This is a genomic window from Rhodococcus sp. AC861, from assembly GCF_979256035.1.
The window spans coordinates 397,472-421,898 of record NZ_CEEDMW010000001.1; the positions used below are offsets into that span (position 1 = coordinate 397,472).

The 24,427-nt window shown below is 67.4% G+C and carries 15 protein-coding genes; 6 read left to right on the plus strand and 9 right to left on the minus strand.

All coding sequences use genetic code 11. The features are described from left to right. Positions 1-3: 3 nt before the first annotated feature. Entirely contained in the window at positions 4-813 is an 810-nt protein-coding gene (locus tag AC0IX4_RS01890) for a metal ABC transporter ATP-binding protein (RefSeq protein ID WP_042574184.1), read from the minus strand. A 13-nt stretch (positions 814-826) separates the two neighbouring features. After that, positions 827-1,741, minus strand: coding sequence for a metal ABC transporter solute-binding protein, Zn/Mn family (locus AC0IX4_RS01895; protein WP_042574271.1), 915 nt, complete (start codon positions 1,739-1,741; stop codon positions 827-829). Between the two features lie 184 nt (positions 1,742-1,925). Here AC0IX4_RS01895 and AC0IX4_RS01900 point away from each other — a divergent pair, with 184 nt between their 5' ends. Next, the gene (locus AC0IX4_RS01900) at positions 1,926-3,014 is read left to right on the plus strand and encodes a LacI family DNA-binding transcriptional regulator (protein ID WP_471827829.1); all 1,089 of its coding nucleotides are present in this window, start codon (positions 1,926-1,928) and stop codon (positions 3,012-3,014) included. Here AC0IX4_RS01900 and otsB read toward each other — a convergent pair. Then, positions 3,011-5,563, minus strand: coding sequence for a trehalose-phosphatase (gene otsB / locus AC0IX4_RS01905; protein ID WP_471827830.1), 2,553 nt, complete (start codon positions 5,561-5,563; stop codon positions 3,011-3,013). The two genes, AC0IX4_RS01900 and otsB, sit on opposite strands and share 4 nt — an antisense overlap. Before the next feature lie 286 nt (positions 5,564-5,849). Between otsB and AC0IX4_RS01910 the strand changes: the two genes are divergently transcribed. Beyond that, positions 5,850-6,143: a WhiB family transcriptional regulator gene (locus tag AC0IX4_RS01910; protein ID WP_042574181.1), complete on the plus strand. Its 294-nt coding sequence runs from the start codon at positions 5,850-5,852 to the stop codon at positions 6,141-6,143. Positions 6,144-6,272: 129 nt separating this feature from the next. Further along, positions 6,273-6,530, plus strand: a complete 258-nt coding sequence (locus AC0IX4_RS01915) for a DUF2277 domain-containing protein (protein ID WP_471827831.1) — start codon at positions 6,273-6,275, stop codon at positions 6,528-6,530. Positions 6,531-6,537: 7 nt separating this feature from the next. Here AC0IX4_RS01915 and AC0IX4_RS01920 read toward each other — a convergent pair whose 3' ends face one another. Continuing rightward, a complete protein-coding gene (locus AC0IX4_RS01920; protein WP_471827832.1) occupies positions 6,538-7,704 on the minus strand; it encodes a globin domain-containing protein in 1,167 nt (388 codons plus the stop codon). A 193-nt stretch (positions 7,705-7,897) separates the two neighbouring features. Here AC0IX4_RS01920 and clpB point away from each other — a divergent pair, with 193 nt between their 5' ends. Next, entirely contained in the window at positions 7,898-10,444 is a 2,547-nt protein-coding gene (gene clpB, locus AC0IX4_RS01925) for an ATP-dependent chaperone ClpB (protein WP_042574178.1), read from the plus strand. 1 nt (position 10,445) lies between these two features. Here clpB and AC0IX4_RS01930 read toward each other — a convergent pair whose 3' ends face one another. Genes AC0IX4_RS01930 through AC0IX4_RS01940 form a run of 3 tightly spaced genes read right to left on the minus strand, consistent with a single transcriptional unit; the run spans position 10,446 to position 15,079 of the window. After that, on the minus strand, positions 10,446-11,618 hold the full coding sequence (locus AC0IX4_RS01930) for a GTP-binding protein (RefSeq protein WP_471827833.1): 1,173 nt from the start codon (positions 11,616-11,618) through the stop codon (positions 10,446-10,448). 22 nt (positions 11,619-11,640) lie between these two features. Next, complete coding sequence (locus tag AC0IX4_RS01935; protein WP_471827834.1) at positions 11,641-13,428, minus strand: EAL domain-containing protein; 1,788 nt, start codon at positions 13,426-13,428, stop codon at positions 11,641-11,643. Between the two features lie 46 nt (positions 13,429-13,474). Further along, positions 13,475-15,079 carry an MFS transporter gene (locus AC0IX4_RS01940; protein ID WP_471827835.1) on the minus strand — a complete coding sequence of 535 codons (1,605 nt, stop codon included), beginning with the start codon at positions 15,077-15,079 and terminating at the stop codon, positions 13,475-13,477. Between the two features lie 129 nt (positions 15,080-15,208). Here AC0IX4_RS01940 and AC0IX4_RS01945 point away from each other — a divergent pair, with 129 nt between their 5' ends. Then, positions 15,209-15,775, plus strand: a complete 567-nt coding sequence (locus AC0IX4_RS01945; RefSeq protein WP_471827836.1) for a TetR/AcrR family transcriptional regulator — start codon at positions 15,209-15,211, stop codon at positions 15,773-15,775. A gap of 727 nt (positions 15,776-16,502) precedes the next feature. Here the strand turns inward: AC0IX4_RS01945 and AC0IX4_RS01950 are convergent. Beyond that, positions 16,503-17,909, minus strand: a complete 1,407-nt coding sequence (locus AC0IX4_RS01950) for an amino acid permease (protein ID WP_471827837.1) — start codon at positions 17,907-17,909, stop codon at positions 16,503-16,505. A 136-nt stretch (positions 17,910-18,045) separates the two neighbouring features. On the opposite strand from AC0IX4_RS01950, the gene AC0IX4_RS01955 reads away from it, so the two are divergent. After that, complete coding sequence (locus tag AC0IX4_RS01955; protein WP_471827838.1) at positions 18,046-18,882, plus strand: DUF5666 domain-containing protein; 837 nt, start codon at positions 18,046-18,048, stop codon at positions 18,880-18,882. Positions 18,883-18,930: 48 nt separating this feature from the next. On the opposite strand, the gene AC0IX4_RS01960 is transcribed toward AC0IX4_RS01955, so the two are convergent. Further along, the gene (locus AC0IX4_RS01960; RefSeq protein WP_042574173.1) at positions 18,931-24,396 is read right to left on the minus strand and encodes an ATP-binding protein; all 5,466 of its coding nucleotides are present in this window, start codon (positions 24,394-24,396) and stop codon (positions 18,931-18,933) included. Positions 24,397-24,427: the final 31 nt, after the last annotated feature.

A 24,427-nucleotide genomic window follows, 5' to 3' on the forward strand; every position in this document is an offset into this window, starting at 1 on the left:
GCCTCAGATTTCGTTGTCGAGATGGTGTGCGCAGTCGCCGCCCGCGGCACCGAGAGCGTCCATGGCGTCGCCGGTTCCGACCACGACGAGACGGCCGCGCACGCGAAGCACCTCGACGTCGGTGTCGTACAGCTCCGAGAGCACCTCGGACGTCATGACGTCCTCGGTGGTGCCGATGCGGAACTTGCCGTCGACGAGGTAGACGATGCGGTCGACGATCGGCAGGATCGGATTGATCTCGTGCGTCACGAAGACGACGGACGTGCTGTGCGAGCGTCGGCGTTGATCGATCAGGTGCGCGACGACCTGCTGGTTGGCCAGGTCGAGGCTCAGGAGCGGCTCGTCGCAGAGCAGCACGTCCGGGTCGCCGACCAGTGCCTGTGCGACGCGCAGACGTTGCTGTTCTCCACCGCTCATCTGCCCCAGGGGCGCATCGGCGAAGGCCTGTGCGCCGACCGAGGCGATGGCGGCGTCGACGGCCTCGCGGCGGGCGTGACGCCCACGGAACCCGATGCCCCAGCGGTGGCCGTCCCACCCGAGTCCGACGAAGTCGCGGCCGCGCAGCGGCACTCCCTCGTCGATCGCCTTCTGCTGGGGGATGTAGCCGATGGACGAGCGTCCGCCGGCGATGCTGGCGGTTCCGGAGGTGAGGGACGTCTGCCCGAGAAGCACCTTGAGCAGGGACGTCTTTCCCGACCCGTTGGGGCCGAGGACGGCGACGAATTCTCCCGGTGCGACGGTCAGGTCGAGATCGGACCACAGGACACGCTCGCCGTACGCGAGCGTCGCCCCGGTCAATTGGACGGACGTCATCGCCGCACTCGCGTCACGAGGTGACACCCAGCGCGTCCGCGAGGTCCTGCGCGGCGGTGCGCTGCCACGAGACGTAGTCCTGCCCGGCGGGCAGGGTCTCGGTGACCTCGACGACGGTGATGCCGTTCTCCTCGGCGATGCGGCGGACATCGGCCGTCACGGCGTCCTCGGTCTGGATGTTGTAGACCAGGACGTCGACACCCTTGCTGCTGAACAGGTCGCGCGTGGCAGCGACAGCGGCGGGCGAGGGATCGTTGCCCTCCTCGATGGCGTCCTCGAAGTCCTCGGGGGTCTTGTCGTCCACCCCGGCTCCTTCCAGCAGGTAGTGCGCGATCGGCTCCGTCTGCGCGACGGGTGCGCCCGGCTTCTGCTGGGCGATGCGATCCGTGATGTCGGTGATCTCGTGGATGTCGTCGTGGAACGCCGCGGCGTTCTCGGTGTAGTACGCCGCGTTGTCGGGGTCGACCTTACCGAGTTCCTCGGCGATCGCCTCCGCGGTGGCCGCGGCGATCTCGGGGTCGTACCAGACGTGCTCGTTGGTCTCGCCCGAATGGTCGTGGGCACCCGCCTCGTCGGCATGGTCGGCGTCGTCCGCGTGCCCCTCGAGCAGCGAGTACGCGTCGACGGAGGGCACGTCTCCCGCGGAGGCGAGAACGTCGTCGACGAACTCGTCGTAACCGCCGCCGTTGTAGACGACGAGGGATGCCTCCGACAGCGCAGCGGCGTCGCCCGGGCTGGCCTCGTAGGAATGTGGGTCGGCCGACGGGTCGGCGATGATCGCGGTGACGTCGGCGCGGTCGCCCGCGACGGACTCGGCGACGGAGCCCCACACGTTCGTCGACGCGACGACGGTCGGTCGCCCACCTTCGGCACTGCCACCGTCCGAGGAACTGCATCCGACCAGCGCCGTCGCCGTGAGGGCTGTCATGCCGAGCGCGGCGACAGCGGTGCGAAGGGGGATTCGGGCGGGTGCGTACACGGCGGGTGCTCCTGGGTTGTTGGTCTGTTATCGCTAATGGAAACCGTTGTCACGACCATACCGGCCGACCTGCCCGAAGACGAAACCGTCCCGTAGGCGACGTCGACGACTCGGAGCGGATACCGTCTCCTGCATGGCGAGGTCCACGGAACCGCGACGGATGGCCACGCTCGCCTCGCTGGCCGCCGAGCTCAACATCTCGCGTACCACCGTGTCCAACGCCTACAACCGCCCCGACCAGCTCTCGCCCGAGATGCGTCTACGGATCCTGGACGCGGCGCGCGCCCGCGGATACCCCGGCCCGGACCCCGTGGCCAGGTCGTTGCGGACCCGGCGCGCCGGCGCCGTGGGCCTGGTGCTCACCGAGGCGCTCAGCTATTCGTTCTCCGACCCGGCGGCCGTGCAGTTCCTGACGGGTCTCGCGGAGTCCTGCGAGCAGGCGGGCCGCGGCCTCCTTCTGATTCCCGCCGGTCCGGCCTCCACTCCCGAGGATGCTGCCGCCGTCGTCCAGCAGGCGGGTGTCGACGCGTTCGTCGTGTACTCGGTGTCGGACGACGATCCGCACCTGACCGCCGTGCGCGAGCGTCATCTGCCCACGGTCCTCTGCGATCAGCCGCGCGACGCCGCCGAGACGTCACTGGTCGGCATCGACGACAGGGCTGCGATGCGCGAGATCGCGGAACAGGTTCTTGCACAGGGACATACGCGCATCGCCGTGCTGTGTATGCGACTGCGTCGTGATCGACACGACGGTCCCGTAGACCGGGACCGGCGGGGCGCCATCACCTTCCACGTGCAGCGTGAGCGCATCGCCGGGATCGCGGATGCGATGACGGCGGCAGGCGTCGACCCCGACGTGGTCGTGGTGGAGCGCTTCGAGCACAGCCGCGCGGCGGGTCGCTCCGCCGCCGCCGAGGCGTTGAGGGCCGCGCCCGGCGCCACAGCGTTGATCTGTACGTCCGACGTCCTCGCGCTGGGAGCGCTCGATCACCTCGACTCCCTCGGCATCGACGTCCCGGGGCGGATGTCCGTCACCGGTTTCGACGGTGTCGACGAGGCCGTCCGCGTGGGGCTGACGACCGTCCGTCAGCCCGTGTTGGAGAAGGGGCGTCTGGTCGGCGAGATCGTGCTGGGCGTCAGCCACTCAGGGGTGGACCGGACCGAGCACCTCCCGACGCATCTGCTCGCCGGGGTGACGCTCGGCCCGGTGCGGACCGGCTAGCGGGCCAGCAGCTGGGCGCACCGCAGCAGCCCGAGGTGGCTGTAGGCCTGCGGGTGGTTGCCGAGCGAGCGTTCGGCGACAGGGTCGTATTCCTCGCTCAACAATCCCGTCGGACCTGCCGCGGCGACGAGCTGGGTGAACAGAGCTTCCGCCGGAAGTCGTTGCCCGATCAGCAGATACGCTTCCACCAGCCATGCCGCGCACAGGTGGAAACCGCCCTCGCCGCCGGGAAGGCCGTCGTCGTGGTGGTACCGGTACACCGTGGCGCCGCTGCGGAGTTCCGCCTCGGTGGCGACCACCGTGGCGGCGAAACGCGGATCACTGGGATCGATCAGACCGGACAGGCCGATGTGCAGGGTCGCGGCGTCGAGATCGGTGCCGCCGTACGCAGCGGTGAAGGACTGCGCCTCCTCGCTCCATCCCTTGTCCAGCACCTGTCGACGGATGACGTCGCGTAGCGTGCTCCACCCGAGTTGGGCGTCGCGGCTGTAGGTATCGGCGAGCCTGATGGCGCGATCGACCGTCAACCAGCACATCACCTTGGAGTAGACGTGGTGGCGCGGATTGCCGCGGATCTCCCAGATGCCGTTGTCGGGTTCGGACCATCTCCGTTCGACGGCGTCGACCATGGCGCACACGAGGTCCCAGTCCTGATCGGTCAGGATCTCGGTGTGTTCGGTGATGCCGCTCGCGGTGCGCGAGTCGGCCAGCGTCGTGATCAGGTCCACGATCGGACCGAACACATCGAGCTGCACCTGCTGATTCGCCGCGTTGCCGACGCGCACCGGACGAGACCCCGCGTAGCCGGGGAGCGCGTCGATGACGGCCTCGGGCGGCAGCGACTGGCCCCACAGCGTGTAGAGCGGATGCAACCGCTCGGGTCCGGTGACCGTCTGCAGGACGTCGTGCACCCACAGCAGGTAGTTCTCGGCTTCGGATCGCGAGCCGAGCGACACCAGTGCCGATGCGGTCAGGGCGGCGTCGCGCAGCCAGCAGTAGCGGTAGTCCCAGTTGCGGACGCCACCGATCTCCTCGGGAAGCGACGTGGTGGCGGCGGCCATGATGGCGCCCGAGTCGGCGTGCACCAGACCGCGCAGCGTCAGTGCGGACCGCTTCATCAGGTCGGGCTTGAGCTGCGGCAGGGTGAGTCCGGCCGCCCAGTCGTGCCAGTACGACTCGGCCTGCGCGCGGCGCTCGGGCTCCGGAACTTCCGACGGTCCCAGATCCGATGTACCGCAACGCAGTTCGAGCACGACCGGTCCGCCCGACGGATCGATCTCGGCGCGGGCGGTTTCCTGCCCGTGCTCGGTGGTCACGGTCCAGGAGATACCGGGTGCGCGCAGCACCATCGGATCGTTGGTGCCGAACACTCGGAGGCCGCCGTCCTCGGCCTGGAGCCGCACGCGTGCCTGGCCGAACTCGGGGCGGGGAGCGAACGTGACCACTGCCTTCGCCTTGCCCGTGATTACGCGCGTGAAGTCGGTGCGGTCCCGCGGGACGTCGTGCGCGAGGTAGTCGTCGACCTGCAGGCTCGCCCACCGTGTCTGCACCGTCATGGTGCTGTCGAGGTACTGCTGACTGAGCGGCAGCGACGCACGCGCCGGTCCGACGGTGAAGTGGCCGGCCTCGTCGCCTCCGAGAAGGTGCGCGAACGCGGCTGCGGAATCGGGCTCCGGGTGACACAGCCAGGTCAGTCCGGCCTCCGGAGTCAACAGCGCGACCGATCGTGGGCTGGCGAGCATCGTCAGCCGCTCGATGCGGGGAGCGTCCGCACCCGACAGCCAACGGCGGCGCTCCTCGTAGAGGAAGGCGAGCGCGGCGGCGACCTCCTCGGTGCTCTCGACGCGGTACTTGGCCAGCGATTCGCCGTCACCGACCTTGACACCCACGTCGGGACCGTGGAGGCGTCGGAAAGCCTTCTCGTCGGTGACGTCGTCGCCGAAGAAGACCGCGGCGGACGCCCCGTCCTGATGGCGCAGGATGTCCAGTGCCTGGCCCTTGTCGGTGACGATCACGGCGAGCTCGATGACGGACTTGCCCTCGGTGACCTGCACGCCGTCCCAGGTGGCGGCGCCGGCGCGAACCTCGTCGAGCGCTCGCGCGCCCGCCTCCGGGTCGGCGTTGCGCACATGGAGGGCCGCGCTGGCGGGTTTGGTCTCGACCGAGATGTGCTCGGCGCGGGAGGCGATCGACCTCAGTTCGGAGACGACTCGTTCGAGAAGAGCCGTGGCCTCGCTACCGAGTTCGGTGACGAAGCCGGCGTCGAACTCGGAGCCGTGGCTTCCGACGAGCTGCACCTCGACGGGCAGGCGGGAGAGGATCGCCAGATCCCGCAGTGCGCGCCCGGAGATGACCGCTGCCTGTGTGCCGTCCAGGCCGGCGAGTGCACGCAGCGCTCGAACCGACTCCGGGAGCGGGAACGCCTTCTGCGGGTCCGACACGAACGGCGCCATGGTGCCGTCGTAGTCCGACGCGACCAGCAGTCTCGGGACCCGCGCGACACCGACGAGTGCGCGGCGGAGATCGAGTGGGAGGTCCACTGCACTCACAGCGCACACCCGTGACGGCGGCGACCTGTACGGCAGCGAGCGGGACGACAACCAGGGCTTCTCACGAGGTCAAACTTAAGGGAGAGCGGGCCGTCGCGCCGCATCGGGGATCGAGGCTCAGCAGTTGTGCACCCGGCGATGTCGGCGGGTTCGGCGATTATCTGTAACTCGTCGATACGTCCTGGAGGTGTCTCCCGAATATGCGGCATTAACTTTTTGGACGATTGTTCGTAATGTAATACTGACAGCGTGACGTCGCATACGAGGCGAACTAACGAGGAGCGTCATGTCCAAGCCTGTCGAGTTACCCGAACCTATAGCCACGACCTGGGAGTGGCAACTGCACGGACTGTGCCGCGGGATGGATTCCGCAGTGTTCTTCCATCCGGAAGGTGAACGGGGACATAAGAGAACGGCCCGTGAGGAGCAGGCGAAGCGCGTCTGCCAACAATGCCCGGTGATGCAGCGGTGCCGCGAGTACGCGGTGGCCGCGGGGGAACCGTACGGCGTCTGGGGCGGATTGTCGGCTCCCGAGCGTTCGCTGATCGAAGGACTCCAGGATGTCCGCGCAATCGGTTGAACGAATGAATTCACGGTGATCGAAAACGGCGTAAAGCTTGGAATGTCAGAATATTCGAGCTAAACACCTGTACGTCGTAAACCCGATGGTCGTTGTCCGGGTCTGGCTGCAGGTCTACGCTCGCCTGGCATGTGCAGAAACATCACCGAGCTGCGCGGCCTCGAGCCCGCGGCGACGGACGAGGAGATCGAAGCGGCTGCCCGGCAGTTCGTGCGCAAGGTCAGCGGGCTGCGGACCGTCTCGGATGCCAACCGTGCCGCGTTCGAGTCGGCGGTCGCCGAGGTGACGGAGACGACGACCCGACTGTTGGGTGTCCTGCCGCCCCGGAAGCAACCGCCACAGACAGTGCCGCCGCTACGGCGACTGGCGCACGCGTATCCGCACTGACCCGGGTTCAGCCCAGGGGATCGTGCTGGACGTTCTGCATCGGGGTTCCCACCCGACGCAGCGCGTACAGCGTCGTGCGGACCATCGACGGTGACCCGCACACCTGGATCTGCCGGTCCGCCCACGATCCGAACCGTGTGACCACCTGACCGAGCTTGCCCACCATCGTGTGGTTGAGGCCGGGCGGGAACTCCCGCGCCGGGCCGGGACGCCACCACGGCTCTTCCGGGTGCTCGACAACGGGGACGACGGTGAGCCACGGGTTGGTCCGGGCCAGATCCCACAGGGTGTCCAGGTCGTAGAGGTCGCTCGGATACTCGCCGCCGACGAACAGGTGGACCCGCGGAGTGTGACTGCGCATCGCCATCGCCATGAGCTGGGCACGCAGCGGCGCGATCCCGGTTCCCCCGGCGACCATCAGCACGTCCGGGCTGCCGGGCGCGGTGTCCAGGCTGAGACCGCCCAGGGGTGGGCCGAGCAACCATCGGTCGCCGACCACCGTCTCGGACACGATGGCGGGACTGACCCACCCGGCGGAGACCCGGCGGACGTGGAACTCGATGCCGCGGTAGTCGTTCGGCGCAATCGCGGGGGACAGGTATCGCCACATGCGCGGCCGCTGCGGGATCTGGACGCTGAGGTACTGGCCGGCCTCGAACGGGATGTCGTCGTCGGTCTGCAACCGGACGACGGCGAGATCCTCGAGAAGCCGGTGATGCTCGACGACGGTGGCTCCCCAGTAGGGCGGCAGGTCCTCGGTGTCCGCGCCCACGGCCATCGAATTGCAGATGATCGACACGACGCGAGCCCACGCATCGTCCGTGTCCGACGTCCACGTCGACTCGTCACCCGAGATGCGGAACGCCTCGACCAGCGCGTTCCGTGCGGCCAGGAAGTGCGCTCCGGTGAGTCCGTGCTTGCGGTGGTCGCGACCCAGCTGGTGCAGGAACGGCAGGAACTCGCTGTCGTCGAGGTGTGTGACCACGTAGTCGACGGCACGGACGAGGCGGTGCCTCTGCTGGTCCATCGCCGCCGGGAAGTAGCCGCGGAAGTCGGGATGTTCGGCGAAGAGGCGCGCGTAGAAGGCCTTGGCGACGGACTCGGCGCCGTCGTCCGCCTTCAGCGCGGCAGCTACTCCGGCACGCACGTGCGCGAGGGCCTGTGCGTCGAGCAATGGGCACCTTCATCGTGTTCGAGTGACGGGTGGGGTTCATCCTCGAGACTACTGGTCCTCACCGACGTGCGGCGAGCCTCCCGCTGTCCTGCGTGTTGGACCGTCAACTAACTTGAGCGGAATAGACTCAAGTCCGGTATGGTTGATCGCGGCGACGCCAGGTTCGACATGCTTGACAGAAGGAAGGTGACCGGTGGACTCGTTCACACCCACAACGAAGACCCAGGCAGCGCTCACCGCTGCACTGCAATCAGCATCGGCAGCGGGAAACCCGGACATCCGGCCGGCTCATCTGCTCGTCGCTCTGCTCGACCAGACCGACGGCATCGCAGGTCCCCTCCTGAAAGCTGTCGGCGTCGATCCCGCCGTCGTGCGCAAGGACGCTCAGTCCCTGGTCGACCGCATGCCGTCGGCGACCGGGTCGACCACGCAACCCCAACTGGGGCGCGAGGCTCTGGCCGCCATCACCGCGGCCCAGCATCTGGCCACCGAACTCGACGACGAGTACGTCTCCACCGAACACATGGTGGTCGGACTCGCGACGGGTGACTCCGACGTCGCTCGCATCCTGCAGGGCCACGGCGCGACGTCCGCAGCACTGCGCGACGCATTCACCACGGTCCGCGGCAGTGCGCGTGTGACCAGTCCCGATCCGGAGGGCACCTACCAGGCTCTCGAGAAGTATTCGACCGATCTGACCGACGCCGCGCGCAGCGGCAAGCTGGACCCGGTCATCGGGCGCGACACCGAGATCCGTCGCGTCGTGCAGGTCCTGTCCCGTCGCACCAAGAACAACCCGGTATTGATCGGTGAACCCGGTGTCGGCAAGACCGCCATCGTCGAAGGCCTCGCCCAGCGCATCATCGCCGGCGACGTGCCGGAGAGTCTGCGCGGCAAGACCGTCGTGTCCCTCGACCTCGGATCGATGGTCGCCGGCGCGAAGTATCGCGGTGAATTCGAGGAGCGACTCAAGGCCGTCCTGGACGACATCAAGAACTCGGCCGGACAGGTCATCACGTTCATCGACGAGCTGCACACCATCGTCGGCGCCGGCGCGACCGGTGAATCCGCGATGGATGCGGGCAACATGATCAAGCCGATGCTCGCCCGCGGTGAGCTGCGGCTCGTCGGTGCGACCACTCTCGACGAGTACCGGAAGTACATCGAGAAGGACGCGGCCCTCGAGCGCCGGTTCCAGCAGGTGATGGTCGGGGAGCCGTCCGTCGACGACGCCGTCGGCATCCTCCGCGGACTCAAGGAGCGGTACGAGGTGCACCACGGTGTGCGCATCACCGACTCCGCGTTGGTCGCCGCGGCGACGTTGTCCGACCGCTACATCACGTCGAGGTTCCTGCCAGACAAGGCGATCGACCTCGTGGACGAGGCCGCGTCGCGTCTGCGCATGGAGATCGATTCGCGGCCTGTCGAGATCGACGAGATCGAACGCGTCGTGCGTCGGCTCGAGATCGAGGAGATGGCGCTGGCCAAGGAGACCGACGACGCGTCGAAGGCTCGCCTCGAGAAGCTGCGCGGAGAACTGGCCGACAGCAAGGAGAAGCTCGCCGAGCTCAGCACGCGGTGGCAGAACGAGAAGAACGCCATCGATTCCGTCCGAGATCTCAAGGAGCAGTTGGAGTCTCTGCGCGGAGAGTCCGAGCGCGCCGAGCGCGACGGTGATCTGGGCAAGGCCGCCGAACTGCGATACGGACGCATCCCGTCGCTCGAGAAGGAGCTCGCGGAGAAGACCGCGGCCACCGTCCCGCAAGGCGACGTGATGCTCAAGGAGGAGGTCGGGCCGGACGACGTCGCCGACGTCGTCGCCGCATGGACCGGCATCCCCGCCGGGCGCATGCTCGAAGGCGAGACCGCCAAGCTCCTGCGCATGGAGGACGAGCTGGGCAAGCGCGTGGTCGGCCAGGCCGACGCCGTGCAGGCAGTGTCCGATGCGGTCCGCCGGGCTCGTGCCGGCGTCTCCGACCCCAACCGTCCGACCGGATCGTTCCTCTTCCTGGGCCCGACGGGTGTGGGCAAGACGGAACTCGCGAAGACGTTGGCGGACTTCCTGTTCGACGACGAGCGCGCGATGATCCGCATCGACATGAGCGAGTACAGCGAGAAGCACTCGGTGGCCCGTCTGGTCGGTGCTCCTCCGGGATACGTCGGGTACGAGGCCGGTGGCCAGCTGACCGAAGCGGTGCGGCGTCGCCCCTACACGGTGGTGCTGTTCGACGAGGTCGAGAAGGCTCACCCGGACGTCTTCGACATCCTGCTCGCCGTCCTCGACGAAGGCCGTCTGACCGACGGTCAGGGTCGGACCGTCGACTTCCGCAACACGATCCTGATCCTCACCTCGAACCTCGGTGCGGGTGGCGACAGGGAGCACGTGATGGCGGCGGTGCGCAGCGCGTTCAAGCCCGAATTCGTCAACAGGCTCGACGATGTCGTGGTCTTCGACCCGCTGAGCGAGGAGCAGTTGGAGTCGATCGTCGACATCCAGCTCGAACAGCTGCAGCGTCGGTTGTCGACACGCAGGCTCACACTCGACGTCACCCCGTCCGCTCGGTTCTGGCTGGCCGTCCGCGGATACGACGCGCAGTACGGCGCACGTCCGTTGCGTCGATTGATCCAGCAGGCGATCGGCGATCAGCTGGCCAAGCTGTTGCTCGCCGGCACGATCGTCGACGGCGACACCGTCGTGGTGGGTGTCTCCGAGGGCGGAGATGCGCTCGAACTGAGCTGATCTACAGCGCGTGAGCGTGCATATCGACAGTCCACGTGGGCAGCGGGTCCGGATAGCCTCTCCAGGCGTCCGGGCCCGCTGCTATTTCGTCGTCCGTCAGAACTGCCGCGCGGAGAATCGACTCGACGTCCGTGTCCTGCAACCGGATACCGATGACGACGATCTCCTGGCCCGCCGGCACGTCGATCTCGCTCCACGGCTGTGCGCCGTCGATCGTCAGGGCCGGTCCCGCCTGTGACCACACCGCCGCTCGGTCCGGCCTGCTCGCGATCCAGCAGAAACCCTTGCTGCGCAACACACCCTGTAGTCCGTCGAGTGCGGACGCGAGCCGGGTCGGATGGAAGGGACGATCGGAAACGAAGACGGTGCTCGAGATCCCGAACTCCTGCGTCTCCGGAAGGTGGGTGCCGGCGATCTCGTCGTCCCAGCCCGGTGCGTGCAGGGCTGCCTCCGGGTCGTAGAGGCCCGTGTTCAGCACGCGCAGGGGGTCCACCGCTCCACGCGTCGTCACGACGACGTCGGCACGCGGATTCAGTCGTCGCACAGCAGCTTCGGTGGCACCCGCCAGCGCCTCGGAGACGAGGTCGGTTTTCGTCAACAGAACGATGTCCGCGAACTCGACCTGGTCGACCAGCAGATCCGAGATCGATCGTTCGTCACCGTCGGCCACGTCGAGGTCGCGAGTGTCGAGGGTGTCGCCTCGGGAGATCTCGGCCAGGAAGGTCGACGTGTCGACGACGGTCACCATGGTGTCCAACCTGGCCAGCGTGCCGAGGCTGACGGGGGAGTCGCCGTCGGCACCGTCGAAAGTCCAGTCGAACGATGCGGCGACGGGCATGGGTTCGGATACTCCCGTCGATTCGATCAGCAGATAGTCGATGTCACCTGCCGATGCCAACTCGCCGACAGCCTCGATCAGGTCCTCTCTGAGCGTGCAGCAGATGCAGCCGTTGGTGAGTTCGACGAGACGTTCCTCCGTGCGGTGAACGCTGGTCGTACCGGTGACGGAACCGTCGAGAAGTCGCGCGTCGATGTTGATCTCACTCATGTCGTTGACGATCACCGCGACTCGTAGACCGTCGCGGTTCGCCAGGATGTGCTCCATCACGGTCGTCTTCCCCGCACCGAGGAATCCGGACAGGACGGTGACGGGCAGCAGGGATCGTGAGGTCATGCCTTAATGATAATCGTTGTCATCAACGGCGGATGGGCGGGGTGGTCGTCCTCAGCGCCGATGCCGCGGGCAGCGGCCTGCCCAGCAGATATCCCTGCACCATGTCCGCGCCCACCTCACGGGCCGTCGCCAGTTCCTCGGGAGTCTCCACGCCCTCGAAGATGCAGATCGCGCCGATCTCACGGCTGAAGGTCGAGACGGAGATCGCCGCCGCCCGGCGCATCGGGTCGGAATCGATCCCGCGCACGATCGAGGCGTCGAGCTTGACCACGTCCGGACGCAGCTCGACCAGCTGCCGGAGCCCCGAATATCCCGATCCGACGTCGTCGACGGAGATGAGAACCCCTGCGCGTCTGAGCATGTCGACCGCGACGCCCATGCCGTCGTAGTCCTCGATGCGGTCACGCTCGGTGACCTCGACGACCCACTGTCGGCGGACCATGTGGTCGACGAGACTGCCGGCGAGGTCGGTGGACAGAATCGTGTCGGCGGATGCATTGACCGCGACGAACGCCCCGTCGGGCAAGGGTGCCGACGCCGTGATGGCGGCGTCGATGGCGCAGACCTCGAGCTCGACCCGCAGTCCGACGGTGTTCGCGTCGATGAACCACGTCTGCGGAGATCCGTGCCCGTCGGGGAAGCGGGACAACGCCTCGTATCCGACGACGTCGCCGGTGCCGGCGGTACAGACCGGCTGGAACACGATGTCCGGCCCGCCGTCGGCGATCAGCGCCGAGATGCGGTCGTGGATGGACTGATCGGCGGTCGAACCCTGCAGCCGCGCCGCATGACGCCGATGCATCGTGGCTTCCGCTCGGGTCATCAGACGGTGCAAGGTCGACCCGGCGTCCGCGTGTGGATCCACGGCTTCGGTGATCGATCCCGTCGTCAGGGTGACCGGTGCGCTGCGCAACGTCGTCGATTCGAGCGCGACGCCGAGTGCTCGGCTCTCCTCGCGGCCCGACTCCTCGCTCCGTGCGCGATGTACGCACAGGAACTCGGACGTGGACAGCCGGGCCAGAAGTGCCTCGGTCGGCGACGCATCGACGAGTCGCTCGGCGATCTCCACGAGCACCTCGACGGAACTGTCGCGGCCGAAACGCTGATCGACGTCGGCGAAATCCGCGACATCTACGACGGTGGCGGCCATCGTCCACGGTCCGTGCGAGCCCTGGGCGCTCTGCGACATCGACGACATCCGGTTGTAGAGACCGCGTCGGGTCAGCAGGCCCGTCAGCGGATCGCGTTGCGCCGCATCGACCTGTCGCCGGAGGAAGGCGACATACATGCGGATGGCGAACGGCGTCGCGAACATGCTGCCCAGGGCCAGGGTGCGCGAGAGCGTCACCCACACCTCCGTGCCGTCCCGCAGGGACAGAACCGTCAACACTCCCAGGACGCACAAGGAGTACGCCACGTGCAGGACCAAGGTCCTGGTGCCGGTGAACGCCGCCGCGAACAAGGACACCAGGACCAGGACGGCGATGGACGGCATCGACAGGAAGGCCGACTGGAACATCGCCATGACGGCGACGACTCCGATGTCCGCGTAGATCACGTACGCCGTCTCGAAGTGCGGCAGACGTTTCTCGGTGAGCCAACCCAGCGCCACCGGGATGGTGGTGAGCGAGAAGATCAGGATGAGTATCGCGCCGCCGGGGCGTAAGAACTGCGACGGCATGAGAACCAGTCCGCACACCCCGACGATCAACGTGCTGACGGCGATGACCGCTCGTGAGCGCTCCGCCGGCCTGGGTGTCAGCGCGAGGAAGGACAGCGCGGGATCGGGGCTGATCCGCTGTGATCTCACGAGGCTCGTTTCCGCGGTCGGCACTGTCGACGGGTCGAGCCAGACCTTACCGCCGGGATACCCGCGCTGCGGCCAGAACCGAGTCGGCGGCGGGCTTCCACGGCATGAAGATCGCCACTGCCACAGCGCACGCCAGGCACGCGGACACCGTGACGTACGACGCGAACTGGAATCCTTCGAGGCTCGCGGACTTCATCGCAAGTATCAGATCGGCCTTCTGCTGCTCGAACAGCGACGGTGTGGGCCGTTTCGCCATCTCGATCACGGCGATGACGGTTTCCCGAGCAAAACCCTTCTCGCCGTCCGTCATCAGCGTCGACGGCACCGCGTCGACCAAGGGAGAGACACGGGACGTGTAGATCGACGCCACGATCGAACCGAGAACCGCCACGCCGAGGGTGCCGCCGATCTCGCGCGTCGTGTCGTTGACGGCCGATCCTGCTCCCGCACCGTCGAGGTCGACGGCCGACATGATCGAATCCGTCGCCGGTCCTTGGACTATCGCGAGTCCGAGACCCATCAGCACCATCGAGAGCAGCACGGGACCGAAGTACGGGGTGTCCACCGTCGTCTGTCCGGCGATGAACATTCCGGCGCTGACGATCATCAGTCCGACGACGATGACGGCGGTCGTTCCGATGCGCTGGGCGATGAGAGTCGCCACGGGGGCACCGACGGCGACGGCCACGGCGAACGGGAGCGAGTGCAGACCGAATTCGAGCGGCGAGTATTCGCGGACGCCCTGGAAGTACTGCGTGATCATGAACAGGAACCCGAACATCGAGAAGTATCCGACGGCGATGGACAAGGCCGGGAGCGAGAAGCGTCTGTTCGAGAACAGCGACAGATCGAGAACAGGAGCGTCGGTTCGCTTCTCCCAGAGGATGAATCCGGCGATCGCGACGGCCGACAGCAGGTATCCCGCGAGGGAGTAGGCCGAGAGCCACCCGCGGTGCGGTGCTTCGATGATGGTCCACACCAGGGCGGTGATGGCGACGAGAGACGAGATCAGCCCGATGGTGTCGAATCGTCCGACATGTTCGGCGCGTGATTCCGGGATGAACGCACGTGCGGCGGCGGCCACCAGAAGCGCGACGGGGACGTTGATCCAGAACACCGAGTGCCACGAGAAGTGCTCCAGCAGATAGCCTCCCGCTGTCGGGCCGATGGCGATGGCGAAGCCGGCCATCGCGGTCCAGGCGGCGATGGCAAGGGCCTTCTCACGAGGATCGGTGAAGATCGTGATGATCATGGCCAACGTCGCAGGGAAAACGGCAGCGGCGAACACGCCCATGACGGCCCGTGCTGCGACGACCTGTCCGAGGTCGGACGAGAGCGCGCCGACGATGGACAGTGCGGCGACACCCAGCAGGCCGATGATCATGACGCGGCGACGGCCGTAGCGGTCCCCGAGGTGACCGAGTGCGAGGAGGAAGCCGGCGAAGGTCAGCGTGTACGCGTCGACCACCCACTGCAGTCCGCTCATCGATGTCTGCAGTTGCACGCCGATCGACGGCAGCGCGACGTTGACGATGGTGTTGTCGAGCACGACGAGAAGTTCTGCCGCGCAGATGACGAGGAGTGCCACGGCGCGACCTCGTCCCGACAGTCCCAGTCGTACGGGTTCGAGTGATGCGTGATGACGTGCCATGGGCCCTCGCTCCGAGTAGAGTTATGCGAACTGGCATAGAAGTGGAACGAAAGCTAGCTGTGTCGGGAAGTAACGGTCAACGACATGTGACGGCACGCACAGAACAGTGATCGAGGGGTCCTACACCACATGGCACGGACGTCGACGCGGCAGAAGATGATCAACAGCGCGGTGGAACTGCTCCGTGAGAGGGGCGCATCGGTGACGGTGGACGCGGTGCTCGAACGGAGCGGAGCGCCCAGAGGCTCTGTCTACCATCACTTTCCCGGCGGACGCGCCCAGATTCTCACCGAGGCGCTGGACGCGGCGGGCTCCGTGATCACCGGGTTCATCGAGTACTCCGCCGTGGACGGTCCGGTCGTGGCGCTGCACCGATTCGCTGACTTCTGGAAGACCACACTGGTGGACAGCGACTACATCGCCGGGTGCCCGGTAGCTGGAGCGACCCTCGGCGGCGGTGACGACAGCGACGCGATGCGCACAGGATCCGCCGCGATATTCGGCCGGTGGATCGACGCCATGACGGCAGCCCTCGAACGCGAGGGCGTCGACTCCGACAGGGCCCGAAGGCTGGCATCGATGTCCATCTCGGCCTTCGAGGGCGCCATCCTGCTGGCCAGGACCATGCGGAGCGTCGAACCGATCGACGATGTCGTCGACGAACTGAACCTGATGCTCGAGTCGTTGGCGCGCTGAGGGTGGGTGCGGTTGACGCAGGGGCGCTGCAGGGGGTGTGCACACCGCTGCCTTGGGTGCTCAGCTGTGCCGGGACGTGGGTGGCGGCGCTGCTGGTGGTGTGCACACGGGTCCGGTGAAGCGCACACCCTCTACCGCTGGCTGCAGCAGGTGTGCGGTTGGGGTAGTGGGTGTGCAGTCACCTGCCGTGGGTGCGCAGCGGTGCCTGGAGCCCACATCGACGTCGACGGGTGCGCTGCCAATGGCGTGCGCCTTGCCCGTGAGTGCTCAGCGATGCCGAGACGCGGGCCTCCGCGCTGCCGGGTGTGCTGCTGGTGGTGTGCACACGGGTTCGGTGAAGCGCACACCCTCTACAGCTGACTGCAACAGGTGTGCGGTTGACGTAGGGGGTGTGCACTCACCTGCCGTGAGTGCTCAGGGATTCCTGGAGCCCACACCCTTCGCCGTCGGGTGCGTTGCCGAGGGTGCGCACACCCCCACCGCGAAGCGCACACCTTCACCGCCGACTGGACATGGTGCGCGGTTCACGCAGCAGGTGTACGCACACGTTCGGTGAGGCGCAGTCCGGTGCCGGCCGCACTCCTCCAGAAGCGCACACCCCCTCCGCAAAGCGCACACCCTCTACCGCCGGCTGCAAAGGGTGTGCAGTTCACGCAGCAGGTGTGCACACCCCCTGCAGGCCGCGACGACACCCCCTGTAGGGCCGCGACGAACCCCACGAACCGACTCAGACCCGCACTGCCTCCCGCGAGGTCACGCGTCGCTGGCGCAGGATGCCGGCGACGACGGTGACGGCTGCCAGCACTGCGGACAGGCCTATCGCTGTGCGCTGCTCCGGCATGATCACCATCATCACCAGAACGAACACGATGAAGCAGATGGCGAGATAGGTCAGCCACGGGTACAGCCACATGCGCACCGGGGGCCGTCGATTCTCGCGATCGAGGGTGCGGCGCAACACGAGCTGGCTTGCCGCGATGGCCAGGTAGACGAACAGGGCGACGGCGCCCGTGGTCGCCAGCAGGTAGCCGAACAACTTTTCCGGCAACGCGTAGTTGCCCACCACGGCAACGAAACCCAGTGCGGTCGACGCCAATACGGACACGTACGGAACGCCGCGACCGGAGACCTTGCGCACCACTGCCGGGGCATCGCCGCGCTCGGACAGCGAGAAGAGCATGCGGCTCGCCGTGTAGAGCGCAGAGTTCAGGCACGACGCCACCGCGGTGAGGATGACGACGTCCATGATGCGATCCGCGTGCGGGATGTTCATCTGGCCCAGAACGAATTGATACGAACCGGTTTCGGCGTCGAGCTCCATGGACGGAACCAGCGCGACGACGATGAAGATCGAGCCGAGGTAGAAGATCATGATGCGCCAGATGACGGAGTTGACGGCCCGCGTGATGCCCTTCTTCGGGTCCGGCGACTCGGCCGCGGCGATGGTGACGATCTCGGTGCCCATGAAGGAGAACATCGTCGTCAACATGGCGGCGATGACCGCCCCGAAGCCGTACGGCATGAAGCCGCCGTTGGCCCACAGGTTCGAGATGCCGCTGACGTCGCTCCCGGGCAGCAGGCCGAGAATCGCGAGCACACCCAGAACGATGAATCCGATGATCGCGACGACCTTGATCAGCGCGAACCAGAACTCGAACTCACCGTAATTGCCGACGCTCAGAAGATTGGTGACGGTGAGGACAAGTGTGATGGCCAACGCCCAGATCCACTGGTCGCCGCCGATCCACGACGACATGATCAGCGCACCGGCGGTGGCCTCGACGGGAATGACCAGCACCCAGAACCACCAGTACAGCCACCCGACGGAGAATCCGGCCCAATGTCCCAGTGCCCTCGTGGCATACGTGGAGAACGAGCCGGTGTCCGGATTCGCGGTGGCCATCTCGCCGAGCATCCGCATCACGAGGACGACGAGTATTCCGGCGAACAGATAGGACAGCAGCACCGCAGGACCGGCGAGGTTGATCGCCGTGGCGGAGCCGACGAACAGTCCGGCCCCGATCACTCCGGCGATGGAGATCATCGTGATGTGCCGTGGTTTCAGGCTGGTGCCCAGTGAACCGGGTTGGCCGGTCGAGGCGACCGGGTCCGCGTCCTTGTTGTCTATCGACATGGGAAGTCTCCTTGTGAGAAGCGAACCTTCCGAGTCGATCACATCGGACCGGTCGTCGCATGGTCACGGGACATCTCGTCCGGTATGCCCGAATAGGACCCGATTCGCCCACGCGCGGCGGGTCTACCCTGGTCGCATGACCACGCCGCGTGACAACGACGATTCGGCTCGTGACCGCGATCAGCCGACCGAGTACCTCGAGACAGGTCATCCGGGGTACACCTCGGACCCGACTCAGGCGTACGGCCGGCAGGAATACCGTCCGACCGAGGCATTGCCGACCGGCGACTACTACGGCAACCAGCAGGGCTACCCCCAGCAGAACTACACCGGCCAGCAGGGCTACCCGCAGCAGAACTACACCGGTCAGCAGGGCTATCCGCAGCAGAACTACACCGGTCAGCAGGGCTACCCCCAGCAGGGCTATCCGCAACAGCCCCCGCAGTACGGCGAGGCGCCCTTCCTCGACGACGGCAACGGCAACGGCAAGAACCCGAAGTCACCGAAGACCGCGCTGATCGTCCTCGCGGCCCTGGTCGTCCTCGCGGTGGTGGGATTCGGGGCGTACCTGGTCTTCGACTCGCAGTCGTCCTCCCGCACTGCCGCGCCGGCCATCACGCCGCGCTCCGCGGCTCCTACGACGACGCCGCCGACCACGACACTTCCCGCGCCGACGTCCGGGTCACTACCGGGACTGGACAGCATTCCCGGCGGTCTGGGGGAGGCGTTGGGATCGCAGGGCGCCTCCATCGGCACGATCACCTCCAACGACGGCACGACGATCGTCATGGACGGCATCGGCGGATCGTCGGTGACGGTGGTGACCGACGCGAACACCCAGATCGTGGCGCTGGGGGCGTCGACGGTCGCGGATCTGCAGCCGGGAACGTCGATCGTCGTGCAGGGCACACCGCTTGCCGACGGCCGCATCACCGCCGAGGTCATCGTCAGTACCGGTATCGGCTTCAACTGAAACAGCCGCGCCCTCCGATGAGCGGAGGGCGCGGCTGTTCGCGTGCTTCTACTGACGTGCCATTCCGCGTTCGATGGCCGCGACGATCTGCGGGCGCAGTTCGGCGGCGGCGACTATGTGGTGCACCGATCCGACGGTCCGGGCGCGCTCGATGTTGTGAACGGCCTCGAACTCCGATGCCACCTCACCGAGCTTCTCCGAGCGGACCGCGGTGCGCGTGGCCGACAGTTCGACCTGCAGGCGGGCGCGCTCGGTGTCGTCCTCGGAGGAGTTCATGCGTGCCTCGAGGTCGCGGACCGACGGGTCCGCCGCGGTGCGCTTGTTGACGTCGCGGGTGAACACGACGGCTGCGGCCGGGGCGCCGCCGAGAACGGAGGCGAAGGAGCCCTCGACTGCGAGCACCTCCATGTTCTCGTTCAGCGCACCGGAGAACACGACGAAGGCGCCGCCGTGGTAGCGGGAGACGACGCAGAACACGATCGGGCCGTCGAAATTGACGATGGCACGGCCGATTTCGGCGCCGTACTCCAACTGGAGGTTGCGCAGCGACTCGGGTGATCCGTCGAAGCCGGACAGGTTCGCCAGCACCACCAGGGGCCGGTTGCCGCTGGCCGCGTTGATCGCGCGAGCCGTCTTCTTCGACGAGCGCGGGAACAGCGTTCCCGACGTCCACTGGTCCGGGCCGTCGGCCGGGAACCATCCCTTGCGGGGGATGGCCCTGGACTCGATGCCGATGACGGACACCGGGTATCCGGCGAGGTGCGCGTCGAAGACGACCGAGGTGTCGGCGTCGGCCATGTCGGCCCAGCGCTCGAGCACCGCGTGATCCTGGTCGACGACGGCGCGCATGACGGTGCGGATGTCGAACGGCTTCTTGCGCTCCGGGTTGGTGGCGGAGGAGAAGATGTCGCCGACGGTCTTGAAGTCGCTGGACGGGTGCACGTGCGGGTAGGTCCGGACGTCGCGGTCCACGGGGTCGACCGTCGTCGTGCGACGCGGGAAGCGTTCTCCCGGTGCGCGATACGCGTGGTCGTAGTGCGCGAACAGGACGTCGCACGCTGCACCGAGGTTGGGCGCCCAGTACTGCGCCTGACCGTTGGGGCCCATGACGCGGTCGTAGCCGCCGATGCCGAAGTTGTCCTCCGCCGACACACCACCCGAGTAGTCCAGTGACTGCTTGCCGGTGAGCACCATGGCGCTCTCCGGGGTCATCACCAGGATGCCCTTGGTGTGCATGAGCATCGTCGCCTCGGCGTTCCAGTACGGCTGGGCGCCGACGTTGATGCCGGCGACGATCACGTTGATCTCGTGGCCTGCCTGCGTGAAGGTGATGATGCGGCGTAGTGCCCGCGACACCCAGTCCATGTTCTCGGTGCCGCTGCCCATCGAGATGGTGGCACCGGAGGACAGTGCGAACCATTCGACCGGGACGTTCATCTCCTCGGCCAGGTCGATCGCGGCGACGACGCGAGCGCACTCGGCCTCCGCCACCGTGCCCAGGGCCTTCGTGGGATCACCGAACAGGGCGACGCGGGTGATGCCCTCGGGGTACAGCGCGGTCGGCGTCGATACCAGGCCGACGATGATGCCCGCGGTGTTCTGACCGTACGGCCGGGAGATGGGTTGCAGCGCACCGCTCTCGTCGAGGTCGTACTCGACGAAGGATCCGTCGCGCTTGGTCAGCACCGGGATCAGCTCGTACGGGTAGACCGTGCCGCGGGCCTGCGAACGCTGCACGTTCTGGGTGTACGTGTCCAGCGGACGCATGGGCTCGGTCGGCGGATCGGTGATCTTGGTGACGACGCCGGTGCCCGGACGGTAGGAGAAGCGCAGAGCCTGGGGGGTCGGCTCCGCTCCCGGACGCACCGGGACGCGGGCGAGCATCGTGATCTCCTCGAGGCCGGCGGCCACGGTGAGGGGCGCGAGATGCCGTGCGACAGTGCGCAACTTGTCCAGCGGCAGGTCGAGCACGGGCCACACGTAGAGGACGACGCGGTTGTGGTCGAGTCGTCGGTTGCCGCGTCGAGCCTGTGCCCGGCGGATGCCGTCGAGGCACGCGGAGATCGTGCGCTCGAACGCCGGGACCGAGACGACGTTGCCCTGGGCGTCGAACTGCACCGCGGCATCGCGGATCTCGGCCAACGCGACCAGGCGCTCGTCCTTCGGGTTGTCCTTGGACACCAGATCGAACAGGTACGTGCCGGGTGCCGACGGGATGCGGGTGCCGTCGAAGTTCTTCAAGCGCCACAGATCGAGTCGCTGTCCGGTGAGGGGATGCAGGTCGCGCAGGGACATGTCCTCGGTGAGGACGCCCCCCTGCGGACGGAACGTCACCTGTCGCGAGATGCCGGTGCCCTTCCCGAACACCGTGACGGTGACGCGTCGCCACGTGGTGGTGACGTCGTGCGCGGCGATCTCTGCGCGCAGTTCCTCGACGACCTGGTCGCCGTTCTCCGGGGCCGTCGGCCACGCGAGGTAGACGTCGACGGCGAGGTTCTCGGGGGCCGGTCCCGCGGTCTCCGCCAACGCGGACAGGGTGGCGGACAGTCCGTCGCGGTCGGTCATCGTCGAGAGCAGGTTGACCTTGCCCCCGACGAGGGTGAAGGTTCCCGACACATAGTGCCGCCCTTCGCGATCGAACGCCTTCACGTCCTCGAAGTTGCGGATCTCGTAGTACTGGCGCGTGATCACCTCGAGCAGCGCGCCGGGATCGGACATGCGCTGCGAGAGCAGCTCGACCAACGGCTCGCCCGTGGCGACGAGGGCGTCGATACGCTCCTGGTGGTCGTCCGCGTCGGGGTTCTCGGACAGGTACTGAAGGCTGCCGCGGACACCGTCGTAGACCTGCTCGCGGGCCTTGCGGATCTGCGGCTCGTCGAACAACTGGAAGCGCAGGTTGCGGGCGACGTCTCCGATGACCGGGTACCGCACCTGCGTGGCGACGACGAGGCGGTCGAGCACCTCGCCGACGGCGCCGTCGGCATCCGGGGCGACCGACGGGTCGGCGATCCAGCGCTCGAGGAGCGCGGCGATGGCCGGGACCTGGTTCTCGATGCGCTGCTGCGCCAGGAACAGTCGGTAGACGGCTTCCTCGAGATCCGTGCCACGTTCGAGGTCGTTCTTGTCGTAGTGGCGCAGAACGCGAGTCAGCTTGTCGCGGAACTCGTCCGGCAACCCCTGCACGTCGGCGTCGAGAGACTGCAGGAACGAGTGGAAGTGCTCCCGCGGGCTGTGGACGCGCTCGTCGGTGTCCTCCTCGTCCATGGTCGGACGGTTACGGGTCAGCTCGCACATGTCGGCGAACGTCGTCAGCAGATCCAGCTCTGCCTTGACCAGCTCGCCGTCGCCGCGGGGGAGTGCGCCGCGCAGGGCGTCGTACTCGGCGATGGTGTCCAGAGCGCGAGAGGCACTGACGTCGTAGCCGCTGAGGAGAGCGCGCAGTTCGTCCAGACGAGCGAGCGCGTCGACCCGGTCGTCACGGACGGCGTCGGCACACGGTGAGCGGAACTCGACGCGTGCCGTGGTCGACGCGGCGGCCTGCTCGCCGATGGGATCGACGCGCAGCAGCGCAGCACCGTTGTCGACCTGAGCGTTGACGATGGCGAGAACTTCGCTGACCCGACCGGCGGTGGTGGCCCGGACTGCGGTCTCCATCTTCATCGCCTCGAGGACGACCAGCGTGGCGCCGGCCTCGACGACGTCACCGACGGCGACGGGTACGGCGACGACGACGGCGGGAGCCGGTGCGCGGACCAACCCGGCCTCGTCCTGGGAGATCTGGTGGCTGATGCCGTCGACCTCGACGAGGTACCCGGCCGGGCCGGGAACGGTGACGACGGAGTAGCGGGTGCCGTCGATGTCCGCGCGGCGCTCGAAGGTGCCCAGGCGCTCGACGTCGATGGTGATCTCGCGGTCGTCGACGGACACCAGGTAGCGGTGCGGACCGACCTGGCCGACGGTGATGCGGTAGCCCTGGCCCTGGTAGTTGAGCTCGACGGTCCGGCCGATGTCGTGGCTGGCGCGGGGACGTCCACCGCGTGCGGAATGCAGGAACTTGATGCGCTCTCGGGCCTCGTCCGCGTCGTAGGCGTCGACGGCCGCGGCGACGAGCGCGACGTCGGAGACGCGTGTCGGGCCCTCTGCGGTGCCGGCGCCCGTGCGATCGAGCCAGCCGGTGTCGGCCGTGGCGTCGATCAGTTCCTCGCGGTCGAGGAGGTCGAGCAGGAAGGATTTCGTGGTGGTGCCGCCGTCGATGACGACGGTGGTCTCGCGCAGTGCGGTTCGCAAGCGCGCCAACGCTTCCGAGCGGTCGCGTCCCCACGCGATGATCTTCGCGACCATCGAGTCGTAGTCGGGCGGGATGACGTCGCCCTGGGCGATGCCGGTGTCGACGCGCAGGCCGGATCCGAGGGGGAACTTGAGCAGCCGGACGGTGCCGGGGGCGGGAGCGAAGCCGTTGTCCGCGTCCTCCGCGTTGAGGCGGGCCTCGACGGCGTGGCCGAACTCGGACGGGCACTCGCCCTCGAGCGCATGGCCGCCGGCGACGAGGATCTGCAGCTTGACCAGGTCGAGGCCCGTCGTCACCTCGGTGATGGGGTGTTCGACCTGCAGGCGGGTGTTGACCTCGAGGAAGGTGAAGATCTTCTGCTCGGGCTGGTACAGGTACTCGACGGTGCCGGCGCCGTGGTAACCGGCCGCGCGGACCAGTTCGGCCGACGCGGTCCGCAACTCGTCTGCCTGCTCCTTGGTCAGGACGGCGGAGCTGGACTCCTCGATCACCTTCTGGTTGCGACGCTGGATGGAGCAGTCGCGGACGCCGGGGGCCCACACGTTGCCATGGGTGTCGGCGATGACCTGGACCTCGACGTGGCGTGCCTCGGTGACCAGACGCTCGAGGAAGACGACGGGATCGCCGAAGGAGCGCTCGGCTTCACCCTGCGTGCGCTCGAGAGCGAGTTCGAGCTCGTCCTCGGCGAAGACCTTGCGGATACCGCGGCCGCCGCCGCCGCTGCGCGCCTTGATGATGAGGGGGTAGCCGATGGCCGCGGCGTGACGACGCGCATCGGCTCGGGTCTCGACGGGACCACCACTCCACGGCGCGACCGGCACGCCGACCTTCTCGGCGAGGATCTTCGCCTCGACCTTGTCGCCCAGCAGACGCATCGATGCCGCGGACGGTCCGATGAACGTGATGCCCAGGCGTGAGCAGACGTCGGCGAAGGTCGGGTCCTCGGCCACGAAGCCCCAGCCGACCCACACGGCGTCGGCGCGCGCCTCGACGAGCGCACGTTCGAGTTCGGCGTAGTCGAGGTACGGGTTCTGCACGCCGGTCTTGTGCAGCGTGACGGCCTCGTCGGCCTGGCGTACGAACATCGCCTTGCGCTCGGCCTCGGTGTGGAGTGCGATGACACGCAGGGGTTCGGTGGAGCGAGATTCGCTGTTCAGTTCGCGTACTGCTCGGATGAGGCGCACTGCTGCTTCGCCTCGGTTGACTACTGCTATGCGTGTGAACATGCGCTCCGCCGTCTCGAATGGAATGTGTCGT

Excerpts from the sequence above, each read along its gene's own strand:
- AC0IX4_RS01890 (WP_042574184.1), bottom strand. The coding sequence starts at position 813 with ATGACGTCCGTCCAATTGACCGGGGCGACGCTCGCGTACGGCGAGCGT.
- AC0IX4_RS01895 (WP_042574271.1), bottom strand. The coding sequence starts at position 1,741 with ATGACAGCCCTCACGGCGACGGCGCTGGTCGGATGCAGTTCCTCGGAC.
- AC0IX4_RS01900 (WP_471827829.1), top strand. The coding sequence starts at position 1,926 with ATGGCGAGGTCCACGGAACCGCGACGGATGGCCACGCTCGCCTCGCTG.
- AC0IX4_RS01910 (WP_042574181.1), top strand. The coding sequence starts at position 5,850 with ATGTCCAAGCCTGTCGAGTTACCCGAACCTATAGCCACGACCTGGGAG.
- AC0IX4_RS01915 (WP_471827831.1), top strand. The coding sequence starts at position 6,273 with ATGTGCAGAAACATCACCGAGCTGCGCGGCCTCGAGCCCGCGGCGACG.
- AC0IX4_RS01930 (WP_471827833.1), bottom strand. The coding sequence starts at position 11,618 with ATGACCTCACGATCCCTGCTGCCCGTCACCGTCCTGTCCGGATTCCTC.
- AC0IX4_RS01940 (WP_471827835.1), bottom strand. The coding sequence starts at position 15,079 with ATGGCACGTCATCACGCATCACTCGAACCCGTACGACTGGGACTGTCG.
- AC0IX4_RS01945 (WP_471827836.1), top strand. The coding sequence starts at position 15,209 with ATGGCACGGACGTCGACGCGGCAGAAGATGATCAACAGCGCGGTGGAA.
- AC0IX4_RS01950 (WP_471827837.1), bottom strand. The coding sequence starts at position 17,909 with ATGTCGATAGACAACAAGGACGCGGACCCGGTCGCCTCGACCGGCCAA.
- AC0IX4_RS01955 (WP_471827838.1), top strand. The coding sequence starts at position 18,046 with ATGACCACGCCGCGTGACAACGACGATTCGGCTCGTGACCGCGATCAG.
- AC0IX4_RS01960 (WP_042574173.1), bottom strand. The coding sequence starts at position 24,396 with ATGTTCACACGCATAGCAGTAGTCAACCGAGGCGAAGCAGCAGTGCGC.